The 15,629-nt window shown below is 75.2% G+C and carries 14 protein-coding genes; 10 read left to right on the forward strand and 4 right to left on the reverse strand.

The window, feature by feature from the left end:
- Positions 1 to 7: 7 nt before the first annotated feature.
- Positions 8 to 697 carry a DUF3093 domain-containing protein gene (locus FMM08_RS21200; RefSeq protein ID WP_187279916.1) on the reverse strand — a complete coding sequence of 230 codons (690 nt, stop codon included), beginning with the start codon at positions 695 to 697 and terminating at the stop codon, positions 8 to 10.
- 42 nt (positions 698 to 739) lie between these two features.
- Here FMM08_RS21200 and dut point away from each other — a divergent pair, with 42 nt between their 5' ends.
- The 4 genes from dut to FMM08_RS21220 all read left to right on the forward strand — a co-directional run bounded on the left by dut (position 740) and on the right by FMM08_RS21220 (position 3,370).
- A complete protein-coding gene (dut, locus tag FMM08_RS21205; protein ID WP_255472671.1) occupies positions 740 to 1,312 on the forward strand; it encodes a dUTP diphosphatase in 573 nt (190 codons plus the stop codon).
- 2 nt (positions 1,313 to 1,314) lie between these two features.
- Positions 1,315 to 2,082, forward strand: a complete 768-nt coding sequence (locus FMM08_RS21210) for a DUF3710 domain-containing protein (RefSeq protein WP_439653578.1) — start codon at positions 1,315 to 1,317, stop codon at positions 2,080 to 2,082.
- A gap of 132 nt (positions 2,083 to 2,214) precedes the next feature.
- The gene (locus tag FMM08_RS21215) at positions 2,215 to 2,607 is read left to right on the forward strand and encodes an OB-fold nucleic acid binding domain-containing protein (RefSeq protein WP_187279917.1); all 393 of its coding nucleotides are present in this window, start codon (positions 2,215 to 2,217) and stop codon (positions 2,605 to 2,607) included.
- Positions 2,608 to 2,623: 16 nt separating this feature from the next.
- Positions 2,624 to 3,370, forward strand: a complete 747-nt coding sequence (locus FMM08_RS21220; protein ID WP_147928344.1) for a DUF3159 domain-containing protein — start codon at positions 2,624 to 2,626, stop codon at positions 3,368 to 3,370.
- Here the strand turns inward: FMM08_RS21220 and FMM08_RS21225 are convergent.
- Positions 3,364 to 4,065, reverse strand: a complete 702-nt coding sequence (locus FMM08_RS21225; RefSeq protein ID WP_147928345.1) for a potassium channel family protein — start codon at positions 4,063 to 4,065, stop codon at positions 3,364 to 3,366. The two genes, FMM08_RS21220 and FMM08_RS21225, sit on opposite strands and share 7 nt — an antisense overlap.
- 73 nt (positions 4,066 to 4,138) lie before the next feature.
- Positions 4,139 to 4,801 carry a potassium channel family protein gene (locus tag FMM08_RS21230; protein WP_147928346.1) on the reverse strand — a complete coding sequence of 221 codons (663 nt, stop codon included), beginning with the start codon at positions 4,799 to 4,801 and terminating at the stop codon, positions 4,139 to 4,141.
- Between the two features lie 152 nt (positions 4,802 to 4,953).
- Between FMM08_RS21230 and FMM08_RS21235 the strand changes: the two genes are divergently transcribed.
- Complete coding sequence (locus tag FMM08_RS21235) at positions 4,954 to 6,996, forward strand: APC family permease (RefSeq protein ID WP_255472672.1); 2,043 nt, start codon at positions 4,954 to 4,956, stop codon at positions 6,994 to 6,996.
- Positions 6,993 to 8,393 carry a class I SAM-dependent RNA methyltransferase gene (locus tag FMM08_RS21240; RefSeq protein ID WP_222711045.1) on the forward strand — a complete coding sequence of 467 codons (1,401 nt, stop codon included), beginning with the start codon at positions 6,993 to 6,995 and terminating at the stop codon, positions 8,391 to 8,393. Before FMM08_RS21235 ends, FMM08_RS21240 begins: the two co-directional genes overlap by 4 nt.
- A 44-nt stretch (positions 8,394 to 8,437) precedes the next feature.
- Here FMM08_RS21240 and FMM08_RS21245 read toward each other — a convergent pair whose 3' ends face one another.
- The gene (locus FMM08_RS21245; RefSeq protein WP_255472673.1) at positions 8,438 to 9,475 is read right to left on the reverse strand and encodes an iron-siderophore ABC transporter substrate-binding protein; all 1,038 of its coding nucleotides are present in this window, start codon (positions 9,473 to 9,475) and stop codon (positions 8,438 to 8,440) included.
- Between the two features lie 96 nt (positions 9,476 to 9,571).
- On the opposite strand from FMM08_RS21245, the gene FMM08_RS21250 reads away from it, so the two are divergent.
- The 4 genes from FMM08_RS21250 (at position 9,572) to FMM08_RS21265 (ending at position 15,548) form a co-directional block, all read left to right on the forward strand.
- Positions 9,572 to 10,600 (forward strand): FecCD family ABC transporter permease, encoded by a 1,029-nt coding sequence (locus FMM08_RS21250; protein ID WP_147928348.1) that lies wholly within the window; start codon positions 9,572 to 9,574, stop codon positions 10,598 to 10,600.
- Positions 10,597 to 11,697 carry a FecCD family ABC transporter permease gene (locus FMM08_RS21255; protein WP_147928349.1) on the forward strand — a complete coding sequence of 367 codons (1,101 nt, stop codon included), beginning with the start codon at positions 10,597 to 10,599 and terminating at the stop codon, positions 11,695 to 11,697. The genes FMM08_RS21250 and FMM08_RS21255 overlap by 4 nt, the downstream gene beginning before the upstream one ends.
- A complete protein-coding gene (locus tag FMM08_RS21260) occupies positions 11,694 to 12,530 on the forward strand; it encodes an ABC transporter ATP-binding protein (RefSeq protein ID WP_147928350.1) in 837 nt (278 codons plus the stop codon). The genes FMM08_RS21255 and FMM08_RS21260 overlap by 4 nt, the downstream gene beginning before the upstream one ends.
- Before the next feature lie 150 nt (positions 12,531 to 12,680).
- Positions 12,681 to 15,548, forward strand: coding sequence for an aconitate hydratase (locus FMM08_RS21265; RefSeq protein ID WP_147928351.1), 2,868 nt, complete (start codon positions 12,681 to 12,683; stop codon positions 15,546 to 15,548).
- Positions 15,549 to 15,629: the final 81 nt, after the last annotated feature.

Below are 15,629 nucleotides of genomic sequence, written 5' to 3' on the forward strand. Positions count from 1 at the left end.
CCGGCGGCTAGTCCGCCGGACGCCCCTGAGCGCCCCGGTCCGAGCCCAGCTCCGGCCGGGGCGCCGCTGCGTCCAGGGCCTCGCGGCTGCCCGGCCCCCACAGCGGCAGGCCGCCGCTCAGCGGCACGTGCACGGGCACCGGGCCGGCCACGCCGTGGCGAGCCAGGGCCTCCACGAGGTCCTCGGGGTGGCGGCACGAGAACAGCCACGCCGGCGTGGGGTCCTCGGGATCTCCCAGGGCCACGAGCACCACCGGGTCCACCCAGCCGCGCAGGTGCAGGTGGGTGCGCGCGTCGAGCAGGGGCCCGCGCAGGGCCCTGGCGCGCTCGCCGCGGGCGCTCACGGCGCCGGTGAGGTGGCGCACCTCGATGCGGGCCTCGCCCACGCGCAGCACGCCGTCGTCGCCGAGGGAGACCACCGAGCTGGCGGTGACCAGCCACGCGACCACCACGAGCGCCAGGACGGCGCCCCCGACCACGACCCACAGCGGCCCGCCGATGAAGCCCGTGGCGGCGCCGAAGGCCGCGCCCAGCGGCACGAGCAGCCACGTGGCCGGCGCGGGCCACAGGCGCTCGGAGAAGGCGGGACCGGTCTGCGCCGGCCCCGGTCGGCCGGCGGCGCCGCGCGCCTGCGCCGTCTGCTGAGGCTGCTGCGCCGCGTCCTGCGGCTGGTCCTGCGGCTCGTGCGGGTCGCCCACCCCGCCAGCCTCGCACGTCCCGCAGCCGCCTACGCTCGGCCCGTGACAGGCGTGCTCGAAGCAGGGGCGGGGCTCGAGGGCGACCCCGCCGGCGTCCCGGCGGCGGATCCGGTCGAGGAGCTCGAGGTGCCGCTGCAGCGCCTCACCGCCGACCTGCCGGACCCGGCGTACGCCCACCCCGGGGACGCCGGCGCCGACCTGCTCTCCGCCGTCGACGCGGTCATCGCCCCGGGCGGGCGCGCCACGCTGCCCACGGGCGTGGCCGTGGCGGTGCCGGACGGCTGGGCCGCCTTCGTCCACCCGCGCTCGGGCCTGGCGGCCCGCCACGGCGTCACCACGCTCAACGGCCCCGGCACCGTGGACGCCGGCTACCGCGGGGAGGTGCGCGTGACGCTGGTCAACACCGACGCCGACCAGCCCTTCCACGTGCGTCGCGGCGACCGGATCGCGCAGCTGGTCCTCCAGCGCGTCGCGCGGGCCCGCTTCGTGCCCGTGGAGTCCCTCGAGCCCAGCGAGCGGGGCGCCGGCGGGCACGGGTCCACCGGCGGCTGGGGCAGCGCTCCCGCCGCCGCGTCCACCACCTCCACCACCACGACGACGGGTGACGTGCTGTGAGCATCTTCCGGCGCCGCTCCGCGCGCGACGACGAGGCCGCGGAGGCCACCACCACCGAGACCGACGAGAGCTCCGGGGCCGCGGGGGTCCCGGGGGCCGACGGCGGGGCCGGGGGAGGAGAGGGCGCCAGCACGGCCCCCGCCGCCCCCGCGGGCCTCTCGCCGCGCCCGCAGGGGCCCTTCGACGTCACCGAGGTGGACGACGAGCTGCCGCGCGTGGACCTCGGGGCGCTCCGGCTGCCCGGGGTGCCCGGGATGGAGCTGCGCCTGGAGGTGGAGGACGGCACCCGCCGCGTGGTCGCCGCCACGGTGGCGCTGTCAGGGTCGACCGCACAGCTGCAGGCCTTCGCCGCGCCCCGCACGCAGGGCATCTGGGGCGAGGTGCGCAGCGAGATCGCCGCGTCGCTGGCGAGCTCCGGCGGCGTCTCGCAGGAGGTCCCCGGCCCCTACGGCACCGAGCTGGTGGCGCAGGTGCCGACCCGTCTGCCCGACGGCCGCGTCATGGCCTCCCCGGCGCGCTTCGTGGGCGTCGACGGCCCCCGCTGGTTCCTGAGGGCCGTGCTCTCAGGTCCCGCGGCCGTGGACGCCGAGGCGGCCGCGCCCCTCGAGGCGCTCCTGCGGGGGGCGGTCGTGGTGCGCGGCAGCGAGGCGATGGCCCCGCGCGACCTGCTGCCGCTGAAGCTGCCGCAGGCGCCCGCGGGGGCCGTGCCGGCAGGGGAGCAGCCCACCGGGGAGCAGCCCGCTGCGCAGCAGGGCCAGCAGGAGGTCTAGGAGGGCTCGAGCGCGGGTGCCGGAGGTCTGCGCGGCTGGCCGGGCGACGCCGTCCAGGGCGGCGCGCCCGTCCGGCCCAGCGGTCCTCGGACCTGCTCACAGCACTCGCTCGGAGCGCCTACCCTCGTCGCCATGGGCACCGTTAAGTCCGCTCGCCACCCGCTCCTGCGCGCGCTGTCGCGGCTGACGGCGGGCAACGAGCAGCTGATCGCCGAGGACGCGCAGAAGGCCTCCGCCGCCATGGGCGGCACCCCCTGCGCCTCCCTGTCGGGCCGACGGAGGGCCAGCGTCTCAGGCACCCTGCGCACCGTCACGCTGCGGCCCCGAGCGGGGGTCCCCGCGCTGGTGGCGGAGCTGTTCGACGGCACCGGCACGCTCACGCTGATCTGGCTGGGCCGCCGCGAGATCCCGGGCATCGTCCCCGGCGCCGCGGTGCGCGTGGAGGGCTTCGTCGGGTGCGACGACGGCCGCAAGACCCTCTACAACCCCCGCTACGAGCTCGTCCCCGCTGCCGCCGCCTCCTGACGCGGCGAGGACAGCGGTGAGCCTGCAGTCCGGGGTCGGCCGGGCCGCCTCCGGCGAGGGCTTCTCCCTCGCGGAGACCGTCGGCGGCCCCCGCGGAGCGGCCGAGGCCGTGCTCCCGGGCCTGGTCTTCGTGATCGTCATCACAGCCACCCGCTCGCTCGTGTGGGCCGGGGGCCTCGCGCTGGGCGTCGCGGCGGTGGCAGCGGTCGCACGGCTCCTGGCCCGGCAGCCCCTGCAGCAGGCCCTCGCCGGGGCCGTGGGGGTGGGCATCTGCGCCCTCACCGCCTGGCGCACGGGCGACGCCGTCGACTTCTACTGGTGGGGGCTGCTCCTCAACGCCGTCTACGCGGTGGTGCTGGCGACCTCCACGCTGCCGCTGCCGAAGGTCGGGCCCCTGCCCGGGGGGCCGCTGCCCGTGACGGGGCTGCTCGTCGCCGCGGCGCGCGGTGGCGGAGCGGGCAGCGGCGAGTGGCGCCGAGACCCCGCCCAGCTGCGCCTGCACCGACGGCTCACGTGGATGTGGGTGGGGCTCTTCGCGGTGCGCCTGGCCGTGCAGACGCCTCTGTACCTCGCCGGTGCCGTGACCGCCCTGGGCGTGGCCCGCCTGGCGATGGGACTGCCGCTGTTCGCGGCCGCCGCCTGGGTCACCTGGCTCGCGCTGCGACGGGCCGGGAGCGCTGCCGAGACCGGGTCGACGGGACCGACGGGACCGACGGGTCCGGTCGGCGACGCTGACAGCTCCCGTGGAGCCGGACCTCAGTAGTCGAGCAGACCGCCCTGGGAGGCCTGCTGCTCCGTCGCCGGCGGCGCCAGCAGCTCCTTGAGGGCCTCCTCGCTGTCCTGCACGGTGAGCAGGAGCAGCTGGTCGCGCCCCTCGAGGGCGTCGTCGGCCGACGGCGCGATCGGGCGCCCGGCCCGGATGATGCCCACGAGGACGGTGTCCGGCGGCCACTCGACGTCGCCCACGCGGGTGCCCGACAGCGGCGAGGCCGCGGGCAGCGTGAGCTCGACCATGGCCGCGCCGCCCTGCTGGAAGGTGAACATCCTCACGAGGTCACCGATGGAGACGGCCTCCTCGACCAGCGCCGTCATGAGGCGCGGCGTCGACACCGCCACGTCGACGCCCCAGGCCTCGTCGAACATCCACTCGTTCTTGGGGTTGTTCACCCGCGCCACGGTGCGCGGAACGCCGTACTCGGTCTTGGCCAGCAGGCTGGTGACGAGGTTGGCCTTGTCGTCCGCGGTCGCGGCCACCACGACGTCGGCGGTGTCGAGGGCGGCCTCGGACAGGCTGGACGTCTCGCAGGAGTCGGCCAGGAGCCAGTCGGCCTCGGGCACCGACTGCATCTTCATCGCCCGCGGGTCCCTGTCGATGAGGAGCACCTGGTGCCCGTTGCCGAGCAGCTCGCGGGCGATGGAGCGCCCCACGTTGCCCGCTCCGGCGATCACGACCCGCACGACGCCCCCCAGACCCTCGACACCCGCTCCGACCCGACCCGCGCCCTCCGGGCTCCCCGACCGCTCATGGACCTCACTCCTCGGCCGCGGGCGGCTGGACCAGCGACCGCTCCACGTCGGCGAGGTCGGCCGCGCGGGCGAGCAGGTGCACCTGGTCGCCGTCCTGGTGGACGGTGTCGGGCCCGGGCAGCAGCGCCCGCCCCAGCCTCACCACGTAGGCCACCCGAGCGCCCACGCGGGCCTCCAGCGCCGTCAGCCGGGTGCCCACCCACCCCGGGTGCACCTGCACCTGGGCCAGGGACAGCGTGCCGGTGGTGTCCGTGAACTCGCTCGTGGCGCCCTGCGGGAGGATCCGGCGGAGCACCTGGTCGGCGGCCCACGGCACGGTGGCGACGGTGGGGATGCCGAGGCGCTCGTAGACCTCGGCGCGGCCCGGGTCGTAGATGCGGGCCACGACGTTGGTGACGCCGAACGTCTCGCGGGCGACGCGCGCGGCGAGGATGTTGGAGTTGTCGCCGCTGCTGACGGCGGCGAAGGCGTCGGCGGACTCGATCCCGGCCTCGACGAGGGTGTCCCGGTCGAAGCCGATGCCGGTCACGCGCTCGCCGTCGAACGCGCCGAGGCGCCGGAAGGCGTCCGGGTTCTGGTCGACCACCGTGACCAGGTGCCCCAGGGCGTCGAGCCTCAGGGCCAGGGCCGAGCCGACCCGGCCGCACCCCATGATGACCACGCGCACACCGGCGAACCTACAGCGCGCGGCGGTGGTGCGACCGACGGGCCGCACCACCGGCACCACCCGCCGCCGAGCCCCCCGCCTCCCGGGTCCGGGTGCGCCTCCCGGGGCCGGACGCACCCCGCAGGCCCCCGCCCGGCCTACCATCGACGCTCGTGCCCATCACGGACGCGGTGAAGCGGCTGCTCGTCGGTCGCCCGGTGCGCAGCGACAAGCTCAACGAGACGCTGCTGCCCAAGCGCATCGCGCTGCCGGTGTTCGCCTCCGACGCCCTGAGCTCGGTCGCCTACGCCCCCGACGAGATCCTGCTCACCCTCGCCATCGCCGGTGCGGGTGCCTACCTGCTCTCACCCTGGATCGCGCTCGTCGTCGTCCTGGTGCTGGTGGTCGTGGTCTCGTCCTACCGGCAGAACGTGCACGCCTACCCCTCCGGCGGCGGCGACTACGAGGTGGTGACCACCAACCTCGGCCGCACCGGCGGCGTCACGGTGGGCGCCGCGCTGCTGTGCGACTACACGCTGACGGTGGCCGTGTCGGTGTCCTCCGGCGCCCAGTACGCCACCGCCGCCCTGCCGTTCCTCAACGGCCACGAGGTGCTCCTGGCGGTCGCCGTCGTCGTCGTCCTCACCACCCTGAACCTGCGCGGCGTCCGGGAGTCGGGCACCGCCTTCGCCATCCCCACCTACGTGTTCATGGGCGCCATCGGGGTCATGGCGCTGGTGGGCGGGACCCGCTACGTCCTCGGCGACCTGCCGCCCGCCGAGAGCGCCGGCCTGAGCCTCATCGCCGAGCCCGGCTACGAGGCGGGCCTGACCGGCCTGGGCGGGGCGCTGCTGCTGGCCCGGGCGTTCTCCTCCGGCTGCGCGGCGCTCACCGGCGTGGAGGCCATCAGCAACGGCGTGCCGGCCTTCCGCAAGCCCAAGAGCAGGAACGCGGCGACGACGCTGGCCCTGCTGGGCGGCATCAGCATCGTCATGCTCTTCAGCATCATCCTGCTGGCCCGGGCCACCGGCGTGCAGTTCGCCGAGGACCCCGCCATCCAGCTGATCCGGAACGGCGCGCCCGTGGGCGACAGCTACGTGCAGGACCCGGTGATCGGCCAGATCGCCCAGTCGGTGTTCTCCGGCTTCGCGCCGGCGTTCTACCTCGTGACCATCGCCACCGGCGTGATCCTGGTGCTGGCCGCCAACACCGCCTTCAACGGCTTCCCGGTGCTCGCCTCGATCCTGGCGCGCGACGGCTTCCTGCCGCGGCAGATGAACACCCGCGGCGACCGCCTCGCGTTCAGCAACGGGATCATCGCCCTCGCCGGCGTCGCGATCGTGCTCATCGTGGCCTTCGACGCTCAGGTCACCAAGCTCATCCAGCTCTACGTGGTGGGCGTGTTCATCTCCTTCACCATGAGCCAGACCGGCATGGTCAAGCACTGGACCCGGCTGCTCGCCACCGAGAGCGACCCGCGCGAGCGGGCCCGCATGGTGCGCTCGCGCATCATCAACACCGTCGGTGTGGCGATGACCGGCTCGGTGCTCGTCATCGTGCTCATCACCAAGTTCACCCGCGGTGCCTGGATCACGCTGCTGGGGATGGCGGTGCTCTTCGTGATCATGCGCGCCATCCGCAAGCACTACGACCGGGTCGCGCAGGAGCTGGCGGTGGAGGCGACGCCGGCGGTGAAGCTGCTGCCGTCGAAGGTGCACGCCATCGTCCTGGTGTCCAAGGTGCACCGCCCCACGCTGCGCGCGCTGGCGTACGCCCGGGTCTCGCGGCCCTCGGTGCTGGAGGCGCTCACGGTGGACGTGGAGCCGGAGGCGACGGCGGCGCTGCAGCGCCAGTGGGACGCGCTGGACCTGCCGGTGCCGCTCAAGGCGCTGGAGTCGCCCTACCGCGAGATCACCCGGCCGATCGTCCAGTACGTGCGCGACCTGCGCCGGGAGTCACCCCGCGACCTCGTGGTGGTCTACATCCCCGAGTACGTCGTGGGGCACTGGTGGGAGCAGGTGCTCCACAACCAGACGGCGCTGCGCCTCAAGGGGCGCCTGCTGTTCACCCCCGGCGTGGTGGTGGCCAGCGTGCCGTTCCAGCTGAGCTCCTCGGCGGGCGCCGAGGACCGCTGGCGCGGACCAGCGGCCGGGTCGGTGCGCCAGGGCGCCGTGACGGCCCAGACGACGTCAGACCACGAGGGGGAGACCCGGTGAGCACCCAGCACACGCCCGACCAGACCGACCAGGACGACCAGGACGACCAGGACGACTCCGGGTCTCCGGTGGGCCTGGAGGTGGAGGTCGAGGTGGGCGCGGTCGCCCACGGCGGCCACTGCGTGGCCCGCCACGAGGGCCGCGTGCTCTTCGTGCGCCACGCGCTGCCCGGTGAGCGGGTGGTGGCGCGCGTCACCGAGGGCGCCCCCCGGGACAGCTTCTGGCGCGCCGACGCCGTGGCCGTGCTGCGCCCCTCGCCCGACCGCGTGACGCCGCCGTGCCCGTGGTCCGGTCCGGGCCGGTGCGGGGGCTGCGACTGGCAGCACGCGGCCGTCCCCGCCCAGCGGGCGCTCAAGGCCGCCGTGCTCACCGAGCAGCTGGAGCGCCTCGCGGGGCTGGACGCCGCCGCTCTGGCGGGCGTCGTCGGTGAGGGCGGGCTCGTGGTGGAGGCCGTGGACGGCGACGGCGTGGACGTCGAGGAGGGGCTGCGCTGGCGCACGCGCGTGCAGTACGCCGTCGGCCCGGGCGGCCGCCTCGGGCTGCGCGAGCACCGCTCCCACCGCGTGGTGGAGGTGGACGACTGCCGCATCGCCGCCCCGCGCGCCGCGGAGGTGGACCCCCGCGCCGTGACCTGGCCCGGCGCCGAGGCCGTGGAGGTGGTGGCCCCCCAGGCCGGCGAGGACCGCCTGCTCGTGGTCACCCCCCGCCGCACCGGCGACGGGCAGGGCCGCCGGCTGCGGCTGCCGACGCCGCCCGTGCCGTCGTCCCTGGCGGTGGTGGGCGACGAGGGCCTGGCGCGCGTGCGCGGCCGCACCTGGGTGGCCCAGGAGGTGGCGCTGCCCCGCGGGCCGCGCACGTTCCGGGTGACGGGCTCCGGCTTCTGGCAGGTGCACCCGGGCGCCGCGGAGGCGCTCGCGGGTGCTGTGGTCGCCTTCGCCGGGCTCGCCCCGGGCGACGCCGTGGCGGACCTGTACGCCGGTGCGGGGCTGCTCACCGCGGCCCTCGCCGAGGAGGTCGGCGAGCAGGGGCGCGTCGTCAGCGTCGAGGGTGACGCCCGCGCCGTGGCCGACGCCCGCCGCAACCTGCGCGACCTCCCGCAGGTGCGCGTGCTCCCCGGACGCGTGGACCGGGCGCTGTCCGCGCTGGCTGCGGACGGCGAGTCCGTCGACGTCGTGGTGCTCGACCCGCCCCGCGTCGGCGCCCGCCGCGGCGTGCTGGAGCGGGTGGCCGCACTGGCGCCCCGCACCGTGGTCCACGTCGCCTGCGACCCGGCGGCGCTGGCCCGCGACGTCGCCGTCCTCGCCGAGCTGGGCTACCGCCTCGACGCGCTGCGCGCGTTCGACCTGTTCCCGCAGACCCACCACGTGGAGGCCGTCGCGCGCTTCGCGCGCGCCTGAGGGGTTCGCGCTCCGTGCGCCCCTGACGGCCCCCGCGGGGGCCGTCAGGGGGAGACGGTCTCCAGCTGCGGCACCAGCTGCTCCAGCGCGTACTGGGTGGCCAGCGTGGTGCCGAGGGAGAACGCCGAGCTCGTGTCCCCGTCGATGACGAGCGCGTGCTCCGCGGTCACGGCGGGCAGCGCGTTCCAGGCGGCGTCGCCGGTGATGTCGGTGGTGGGGATGAAGATCGGGAAGGCGACGACGACGTCGGCGTCGAGCAGGTCCAGCTGCTCGGTGGAGACGTCGACGCTGAACCCGCCGCTGTTGGCGGGCAGCGCCGCGATCTTCGGGTTCTGCTGGAAGCCGAGGGCCTCCATGAACTCCACGCGCCCGCCCAGCGGGTCCGTGCCCTCCCCGCCCGGCGCTGCGACGTAGGCGCCCCACCCGTTGGAGGTCTTCGTGGCCACGGTGGCGGTGCGGCCCTTCCACTGCGGGTGGTCGGCGGCGGCCTGCTCGAAGGCGGCGCGCAGCTCCTCGAGCAGCTGCTGGCCCTCGGCCTGCTTGCCCAGGGCGGTGGAGACCAGCTCCACCTGCTGGCCCGTGGTGGTGAGGTAGCTGTCGCCGCCGGTGGGCACGCCGACGGTCTTCGCGATCTGCGAGAGCCGCTCGTAGCGGGCCTGGTCGCCGGAGCTCTTGGTGTCGAGGATGAGGTCGGGCTTGAGCGCGGCGATCGCCTCGTAGGACGGCTCCAGCGTCTCGATGATCACCGGCGCCGTCGTGTAGAGCCCCTTCGCCCACGGGCCGACGCCCTCGCCGCCGAAGCCCAGCCAGTCGGAGGCGCCGACGGGCTGCACGCCCAGGGCGAGCGCCGTCTCGGCGTCCCCCCAGCCCAGGGCGACGACGCGCTGCGGAGCGGCGGTGATGGTCACGTCGCCGAACTTCGTCTGCACGGTGGCGGGGAACGCCCCGCCAGCAGAGCCCGCCGCGCCGGAGGGGACCGCGCTGGAGGCGCCCTCGGAGGCGGTGCTCCCGGAGGAGCACGCGGCGAGCGCCGCGGCGATCGCGGAGGCGGGGACGAGGGCGAGCAGGTCGCGGCGGCGCACGAGGGTCTCCAGGTGTCGGACGGGCTGGGGACGACGACGAGCGCCGCCGAGATCTCCCCTGTGAGGTCAGGCTAACCTCACGCCTGTGAGGACGGCATGACCAGGGCACGACGGCGCCGCGCGGCGCTGCTCGTGCTGGCCGCCGGACTCGTCGTTGCGGTCTGGCTGAGCCTGGCCGTCGGCTCGCGCCAGGTGCCCGTCGGTGCTGTCGTCGACGCACTGGCCTCGGCGCTGCGCGGTGGCAGCGCGCCGGTGGGCACGGACGCCTCCGTCGTCGTCGACCAGCGGCTGCCCCGGACGGTGCTCGGCCTGGCGGCCGGGGCCGCCCTGGGGGTCTCGGGCGCCCTGGTGCAGGCCGTGACGCGCAACCCCCTGGCCGACCCGGGCATCCTCGGCGTCACCGCCGGGGCGTCGTTCGCCGCCGCGGTCGCGGTGGGCGTGCTGGGGGCCTCGGCCACGGGCGGCGGCGTGTGGGCGGCGCTGCTGGGCGCCCTGCTCGCCACCGTCCTCGTGCAGCTGGTCGGCGCCTCGGCGCCGGGCAGCGGCGGGCGCGGCTCACCGGTGCAGCTGCTGCTGGCCGGACTGGCGCTCGGAGCGGTGCTCGCGGGCCTGACGTCGGCGCTGCGCCTGTCCGACCCGCGGGCCTTCTCGGCGCTGGTGGTGTGGGAGAGCGGGAACCTCGCCGACCGCGGCTGGGCCGGGCTCGAAGCGGTCTGGCCGCTGCTGGCCGCCGGGCTGGTGGTGGCGCTGGCGCTGGCCCCGGCGCTCAACGCCGTGGCCCTCGGGGACGACCTCGCCCAGGCCCTCGGCGCGCGGGTCTGGCTGGTGCGCGTCGCAGCCGTGGGAGCGGTGGCGCTGCTGGCGGGCGGCGCGACCGCGGCGGCCGGGCCGATCGCCTTCGTCGGGCTCGTGGTGCCGCACGTCGTCCGCTGGGCGGTCGGACCCGACCAGCGCTGGCTGGTGGCCTGCTGCGCCTTCGCGGCGCCGGTGCTGCTGCTCCTGGCCGACGTCGTCGGCCGCGTGGTGCTGCGCCCGGGGGAGCTGCCCGCCGGCGTGGTCACCGCCGCCCTCGGCGCCCCCGTGCTCGTCGCGCTGGTCCGCCGCCAGCGGGTGCCCGCCCCGTGAGCGCGCCGACCGCTCTCAAGGGTGGCCGCCTGCCGCTGGTCGGCCTGCGGGTGCACCGCAGGCCGCTGGTCGTCGGCCTCCTGGTGGCCGCCGCGTGCGCCGCGCTCGCCGTCATCGCCCTCGGCACCGGTGACTACCCGCTCACCCCTGCGCAGGTGCTCACCGCCGCCCTGGACCCCGGCGCCGGGTTCGAGCGCACGATCGTGCTCGAGTGGCGGCTCCCGCGCGTGCTGGCGGCCCTCGCGTTCGGCGCCGCGCTGGGCGCCTCCGGGGCGGTGTTCCAGTCGCTCACGCGCAACCCGCTGGGCTCGCCCGACGTCATCGGCTTCTCCACCGGCGCGTACACCGGGGCGCTGCTCTCGCTCACCGTGCTGACCGGCGCCAGCGCCTCCTTCTCCGCCACCACCGGCTCGGCCACCGGCTCCACCGGTGGCGGGGTCTCCACGACCGTCGGTGCGCTGGCGGGCGGCATGCTCACCGCCGCCGCCGTCTACGCCCTCGCCCGCGTGCACGGCTCGGTGCAGGGGTACCGCCTCGTCGTCGTCGGCATCGCCGCCACGGCGGTGCTCCACGCCGCGAACACCTACCTGCTGCTGCGCGCCCAGACCGAGGTGGCCATGGCCGGCGCGGTCTGGGGCGCCGGCTCCCTGTCGCTGGTGGGCTGGGACGACCTGCGGTGGGCGCTCGCGGTGCTGGTCGTCCTGCTGCCGCTGCTGGCCCTGCTCTCGACGGCGCTGCGACAGCTGGAGCTCGGCGACGACGCCGCCGGCGCCCACGGCGTCCCCGTGGAGCGGGCGAGGCTGGCGCTCGTCGTCGTCGGCGTCGCCCTGGTGTCGGTGGTGACCGCGAGCACCGGGCCGATCGCCTTCGTGGCGCTCGCCGCGCCGCAGGTCGCGCGGCTGGCGATGCGCGGGGCGGGTCTGCCGCTGACGGGGTCGGCGCTGGTGGGGTCGCTGCTGCTGCTCTCGGCGGACCAGGTGGCCCAGCGGTTCGCCTCCGGGGTGCCCGTGGGCGTGGTGACGGTGGTGGGCGGTGGGGTGTACCTGCTGGTGCTGCTGCTGGTCCGCGGCCGGCCGAGGGGGAGGGGAGCGGTGTGAGCGAGCAGGCGGGCCGGGGAGGCCAGGCCGGTCGTGGGGAGGCGAGGCTCAGGGCCGAGCACCTGCGCCTGGGGTACGAGGGCCGGGTCGTGGCCGAGGACCTCTCCCTCGTGGTGCCCGACGGGTCCTTCACCGCGGTGGTCGGCCCCAACGCCTGCGGCAAGTCGACGCTGCTGCGCGCCTTCTCGCGGCTGCTGCGCCCGCAGGGCGGGTCGGTGCTGCTCGACGGCCGGGTGCTGGCCGGCTACAGGCCCAAGGAGGCGGCTCGGCGCATCGGGCTGCTGCCCCAGTCGGCGAGCGCGCCCGAGGGCATCACCGTGGGCGACCTCGTGGCCCGCGGCCGCTACCCCCACCAGGGGCTGGTGCGGCAGTGGTCGGCGGCCGACGAGGTGGCCGTGGCCGACGCGATGGTCGCCACCGGCGTCGACGAGCTGCGCGACCGGCTGGTGGAGGAGCTCTCCGGCGGCCAGCGCCAGCGGGTGTGGGTGGCGGTGGCCCTGGCGCAGCAGACCCCGCTGCTGCTCCTCGACGAGCCGACCACCTTCCTCGACATCGCCCACCAGGTCGAGCTGCTCGACCTCTTCGCCGACCTGCACGAGGCGGGGACGACGGTGGTGGCCGTCCTGCACGACCTCGGCCACGCCGCGCGCTACGCCACCCATCTCGTGGTGGTGGACGCCGGCGACGTGGTGGCCGCCGGGCCGCCGGCGGACGTGCTCACGGCGGAGCTGGTCGAGCGCGTGTACGGCCTCGCGTGCGTCGTCGTCCCCGACCCCGTGACCGGGACGCCGCTGGTGGTGCCGCGCGGCCGGGAGGAGCGCCGCTCCCGCTGACGCCCGCTGCGGCCGCTGGGGGCCGTTGACCCGACGAGGTATCTTGAGCTCAAGGTACTTCAGCCAGCCATGCCCGATGACGAGTGATCACCAGGCGTGGGCGAGGATGGTCTGCGGTCACCGGAGATCGGGTCGAGCGGGAGGACGGGCATGAGCTCGGGAAGCACGAAGAGCACCAGCGTCGACAGCTTCGGAGCGAGGGGCGAGCTGCAGGTCGGCTCCAAGAGCTACGAGCTCTACCGCCTCTCCGCGGTGGAGGGCGCCGCTGACCTGCCCTTCAGCCTCAAGGTGCTGCTGGAGAACCTCCTGCGCACCGAGGACGGCGCCAACACCACCGCCGAGCACGTGCGCGCGCTCGCCGGGTGGGACCCCTCGGCGGAGCCGGACACCGAGATCCAGTTCACCCCCGCGCGCGTGGTGATGCAGGACTTCACCGGCGTGCCCTGCATCGTCGACCTCGCCACCATGCGCGAGGCCGTCGCCGAGCTCGGCGGAGACCCGTCCAAGGTCAACCCGCTGGCGCCGGCCGAGCTGGTCATCGACCACTCCGTCATCGTCGACGTCTTCGGCCGCCAGGACGCGTTCGAGCGCAACGTCGAGATCGAGTACGAGCGCAACGGCGAGCGCTACCAGTTCCTGCGCTGGGGCCAGGGCGCCTTCGACGACTTCAAGGTCGTCCCCCCGGGCACCGGCATCGTCCACCAGGTCAACATCGAGCACCTGGCGCGCGTGGTGTACTCGCGCCAGAGCGGCGACGGTGTTGAGACGGTGTACCCCGACACCTGCGTCGGCACGGACTCCCACACGACCATGGTCAACGGCCTGGGCGTGCTCGGTTGGGGCGTCGGCGGCATCGAGGCCGAGGCCGCGATGCTCGGCCAGCCCGTCAGCATGCTCATCCCGCGCGTCGTGGGCTTCAAGCTCACCGGCGAGATCCCCGCCGGCGCCACCGCCACCGACGTCGTCCTCACCATCACCGAGCAGCTGCGCAAGCACGGCGTGGTCGGCAAGTTCGTGGAGTTCTACGGCGAGGGCGTGTCCGCCGTGCCGCTGGCCAACCGCGCCACCATCGGCAACATGAGCCCCGAGTTCGGCTCCACCTGCGCCATCTTCCCCGTGGACGACATCACGCTCGACTACCTGCGCCTCACCGGCCGGTCGGACGAGCAGGTCGCGCTGGTGGAGGCGTACGCCAAGGAGCAGGGCCTCTGGCACGACCCGAAGGCCGAGCCGCGCTTCTCCGAGAAGCTCGAGCTGGACCTGTCCACCGTGGTGCCCTCCATCGCCGGCCCGAAGCGCCCCCAGGACCGCATCGAGCTGTCCGCGTCCAAGGCCGCGTTCCGCAAGGTGCTGCCGAACTACGTCAGCGCCGACGACGACGCAGCCGCGGGCGACGCCGTGGACGCCACCGCGGGGACCTCGCAGGACGAGGCGCTCGAGGAGACCTTCCCGGCCTCCGACGCCCCCTCGGGCTCGGGCGGGAACGGTGCCGCTCCGGTGCACTCCGGCGGTGACCTGCCCACCCCGGACGGCCGCCCCTCCAAGAAGGTGCCCGTCAGCGTGGGCGGCGGGTCGACCTTCGACCTCGACCACGGCCACGTGGTGATCGCCGCGATCACCTCGTGCACCAACACGTCCAACCCCTTCGTCATGGTCGGCGCCGGCCTGCTGGCCCGCAACGCCGTCGAGAAGGGCCTGTCGGTCCGCCCCTGGGTGAAGACCTCCATGGCGCCCGGCTCCAAGGTCGTCACCGACTACTACGAGCGCGCGGGCCTGGTGCCCTACCTCGAGAAGCTCGGCTACCACCTGGTGGGCTACGGCTGCACCACCTGCATCGGCAACTCCGGTCCGCTGCCGGAGGAGATCTCCGCCGGCGTGCAGGAGGGCGGCCTCGCCGTCGCCGCGGTGCTCTCGGGCAACCGCAACTTCGAGGGGCGCATCAACCCCGACGTCCAGCTCAACTACCTGGCGTCCCCGCCGCTGGTCATCGCCTACGCGCTGGCCGGCACGATGGACTGGGACCCGGAGACCGACCCGATCGGCACCGGCTCCGACGGCCAGCAGGTCTTCCTCGAGGACATCTGGCCGTCCGCGGCCGAGGTGGCCGAGGTGGTGGGCACCTCCATCACCCAGGAGATGTTCGCCAAGGACTACGCCGACGTCTTCGCCGGTGACGAGCGCTGGCAGTCGCTGCCCACGCCCGACGGCGACGTCTTCAGCTGGGACGGCGAGTCGACCTACGTCCGCAAGCCCCCGTACTTCGAGGGCATGCAGACCGAGCCGTCGCCGGTCTCCGACATCACCGGCGCCCGCGTGCTGGCCAAGCTGGGCGACTCGGTCACCACCGACCACATCAGCCCGGCCGGGTCCATCAAGGCCGACAGCCCCGCTGGCCGCTACCTCGCCGAGCACGGCGTGGACCGCAAGGACTTCAACTCCTACGGCTCCCGCCGCGGCAACCACGAGGTGATGATCCGCGGCACGTTCGCGAACATCCGCCTGCGCAACCAGCTCCTCGACGACGTCGCCGGTGGCTTCACCCGCGACTTCACCGTCGAGGGCGGCCCGCAGGAGACCATCTACGACGCCGCGCAGCACTACGCCGCGCAGGGCACCCCGCTGGTGGTGCTCGGTGGCAAGGAGTACGGCTCGGGCTCCTCGCGCGACTGGGCCGCCAAGGGCACGACGCTGCTCGGCGTCAAGGCTGTCATCACCGAGAGCTTCGAGCGCATCCACCGCTCGAACCTCATCGGGATGGGCGTGCTGCCGCTGCAGTTCCCCGAGGGCGAGTCGGCCGACTCCCTGGGCCTGGACGGCACGGAGACCTTCGACATCACCGGGGTCACCGAGCTGAACTCCGGGACGACGCCGCGCACCCTGAAGGTGACGGCCACCAAGGAGGACGGCACGGTCACCGAGTTCGACGCGCGCCTGCGCATCGACACCCCCGGTGAGGCTGACTACTACCGCAACGGCGGCATCCTGCAGTACGTGCTGCGGAGCCTCCTGAGCGCCTGACCAGCGCTTCCGGTCTGACGCAGAGGCCGGTCCGGCGTCCCCGCGAGGGGGCGCTCGGGCCGGCCTCTCTCCGTCTGTCGT

Source organism: Quadrisphaera setariae, assembly GCF_008041935.1.
Lineage (GTDB): Bacteria > Actinomycetota > Actinomycetes > Actinomycetales > Quadrisphaeraceae > Quadrisphaera > Quadrisphaera setariae.